At 36.1% G+C, this 2,743-nt stretch carries 3 protein-coding genes and 1 pseudogene; all 4 read right to left on the bottom strand.

Going from position 1 to position 2,743, the window contains the following annotated elements:
- Positions 1 to 644 (bottom strand): phosphate ABC transporter ATP-binding protein PstB (pstB, locus tag ACJML3_RS08495; RefSeq protein WP_406022339.1); only part of this gene is annotated, 644 nt, incomplete at its 3' end.
- Position 645: 1 nt separating this feature from the next.
- The gene (gene pstA / locus ACJML3_RS08490) at positions 646 to 1,506 is read right to left on the bottom strand and encodes a phosphate ABC transporter permease PstA (RefSeq protein WP_406022337.1); all 861 of its coding nucleotides are present in this window, start codon (positions 1,504 to 1,506) and stop codon (positions 646 to 648) included.
- Complete coding sequence (gene pstC, locus ACJML3_RS08485; protein WP_406022335.1) at positions 1,503 to 2,381, bottom strand: phosphate ABC transporter permease subunit PstC; 879 nt, start codon at positions 2,379 to 2,381, stop codon at positions 1,503 to 1,505. The genes pstA and pstC overlap by 4 nt, the downstream gene beginning before the upstream one ends.
- Before the next feature lie 37 nt (positions 2,382 to 2,418).
- Positions 2,419 to 2,743 (bottom strand): annotated as a pseudogene (locus ACJML3_RS08480) (phosphate ABC transporter phosphate-binding protein); the annotation flags it as partial.

Genomic DNA, 2,743 nt, shown 5'->3' with positions numbered 1-2,743 from the left:
TTATCTGAGATTCTCAATGCCTGCTGCATATTGTGTGTAACTATTACTATTGAGTATTTCTTTTTAAGCTCACATGTTAGCTCTTCAATTTTTCCTGTTGAAATAGGATCTAAAGCTGATGTTGGCTCATCCATAAGAAGAACTTCAGGTTCCACTGCAAGTGCTCTTGCAATACACAATCTTTGCTGCTGACCACCTGATAGTCCTAAAGCAGAACTCTTGAGTCTATCTTTAACCTCATCAAAAATGGCTGCCTTTTTTAGTGAACTTTCAACAATCTCATCAAGAGCAGATTTGTTTTTTACTCCATGGATCCTAGGACCATAGGCAATATTGTCATAAATAGACATTGCAAAAGGATTTGGTTTTTGGAATACCATTCCTACAGATTTTCTTAGAGCCGAAACATTTACCTTTGAATTAACTAGCTCTTGTCCTTTATAAACAATAGAACCATCAAGACGAACGTTCTCAATAAGATCATTCATTCTATTTAAACATCTTAAAAATGTTGATTTACCACAGCCTGAAGGTCCTATTAAAGCTGTAATTTCATGTTCCATAATCTCCATATTTATATTATGTAGAGCATGGTTATCCCCATAATACAAATTGAAATTCTTTACACTAATCAATGAGTTCATACTATTTATCTAACCTTTTTCTCTGAATTCTTTTTGACAAATATCCTGCTGTATAGTTAATTACCAAACTCATAAGCAGCATGATTGCAGCTATAACAAATGCGACATCAAAACGTCCCTGCTCTTTTGCATATACATAAAGAGCTACAGTCATTGTTGAGCCTGATGAAGACATTGCATCAATAAATCCATTTAGTTTATGAGCAAATCCTGCTGTAAACAGCAGTGCAGCAGATTCACCTAACATTCTTCCAACTGCAAGAATACAGCCTGTAACAATGCCATCTATGCAGCAAGGAAGAACAACTGTTCTTATGGCGTACCACTTGTTAGCTCCTAATCCAAAAGCACCTTCTCTGTAAGAAATAGGAACTGAATCAAGACTTTCCTGAGTTGTTCTGATAATTGTTGGAAGGTTCATGATTGTCAGAGTTAGCGCACCTGCTAATAAAGATGTTTTCAAAGACATGTACTGACAGAATATAAGCATTCCGACAAGACCATAAATAATTGATGGAATTCCAGCTAAACTCTCAATTGCATATTCAATTGATCTTTTAACCTTCATATTCTTTGCATATTCACTAAGATATACAGCCGCTCCAACACCTAAAGGCAGCACAAACACTAGTGTGGCAAAAACAATGTAAACTGTATTTAGAATATCCGGCAGAAGGCCTATGGTTTCATTGATATAACTTGGCTTTGTTGACAAAAGCTCCCAAGAAACATGAGGAATTGCACGAATTAAAACGTAACCGATAATAAAGACCACAATAAATACAGTAAATACAGTTGCCATGAATGCTAAGAACAGCATTACGTTGTGGTATATGCAACGTTCAAGTCTGTTGCTTATCATTTGGTTTTTCCTCTTTTTTTCATAGCAAGATTCAAAACAGCATTAATAGCCATAATGAAGATAAAAAGAACCAGTGCGATTGAAAACAGAGCTTCTCTTTGAAGACCTGACGAGTAAGACATTTCAGATGCAACTGCTGTGGTAAGAAAGCGAACTGACTCGAATATACCAGGCATATTAGCCACATTTCCTGCAACCATCATTACAGCCATAGCTTCGCCTATGGCTCTTCCAACACCTAAAACAACAGCAATACTGATACCTCGTCTTGCTGCAGGAACAAGCACTTTATATACAGTTTCGACTCGGTTTGCTCCTAAAGCTAAAGATCCTAATTCATATTCATAAGGTACAGATTGTATTGCGCCTATCGATACCTTGATAATTGAGGGAAGGATCATAATTGAAAGAACAAGAATTGCAGCTAAAAGAGATGAACCATCTGGAAGATCAAAAACATACTGGATCGAAGGAACAAGCACAAGCATTCCTATAAAGCCAAAAACAACAGATGGTATTCCTGCAAGCAGATCTACTGTAGACTCAACAAAACTCTTAACTTTTTTATTTGCAAACTTTGCAAGATATACAGAAGTAAAGAATCCTAATGGTAAGCCAATTAGCAGAGCACCAAAGGTACCGTATACAGAAGTCAGAATAAAAGGTAGAATACCAAAAGCTCTATCCTGAGCAGTTGAAGCCCATCTTGTACCAAAAATAAAATCCGTAAAGCCAACCTTAAAAATTGCAGGTATTCCTGAAATTATCAGATAAAAGCAGATTACGACTACAAAAACTATATTCAGATATCCAAGAAAAGTAAAAATACCTTTAGCAAGAATATCTGTAAAGTCCTGTTGAATTCTGTTTTTCATATTAATAATGGCAGGCTATCCTGCCATTCCTAACTATTTACTTAACTGCAGGAACTACGCCAGCCTTTTCAATTAAAGGCTTAACATCTTTAGATAATGCGTAGTCAAAGAAAATCTGAGCACTTTCACTTAGTGGTCTGTCCTTTGATGTTACAAGGACAAAAGGTCTTTGTAACTTGTATGTCTTATCAAGAACGGTCTTTTCTGATGCATGTACACCATTGAATGAAAGAACCTTAACAGAGTCATTGACTGCTGATAGTGAAGCATAACCAATTGCATTTTCATTCTGAGATACAGTTGTAATAACATCACCAGTAGAAGTTAATTCCTGACGGTACTTACACTGATCTTTGGTCTTT

This window comes from Succinivibrio sp. (assembly GCF_045124615.1).
Taxonomy (GTDB): domain Bacteria; phylum Pseudomonadota; class Gammaproteobacteria; order Enterobacterales; family Succinivibrionaceae; genus Succinivibrio; species Succinivibrio faecicola.
The sequence above is the reverse complement of the archived record's forward strand: the minus strand, read 5'-3'. Positions and strand labels throughout refer to the sequence as shown.

Excerpts from the sequence above, each read along its gene's own strand:
- pstC (WP_406022335.1), bottom strand. The coding sequence starts at position 2,381 with ATGAAAAACAGAATTCAACAGGACTTTACAGATATTCTTGCTAAAGGT.
- pstA (WP_406022337.1), bottom strand. The coding sequence starts at position 1,506 with ATGATAAGCAACAGACTTGAACGTTGCATATACCACAACGTAATGCTG.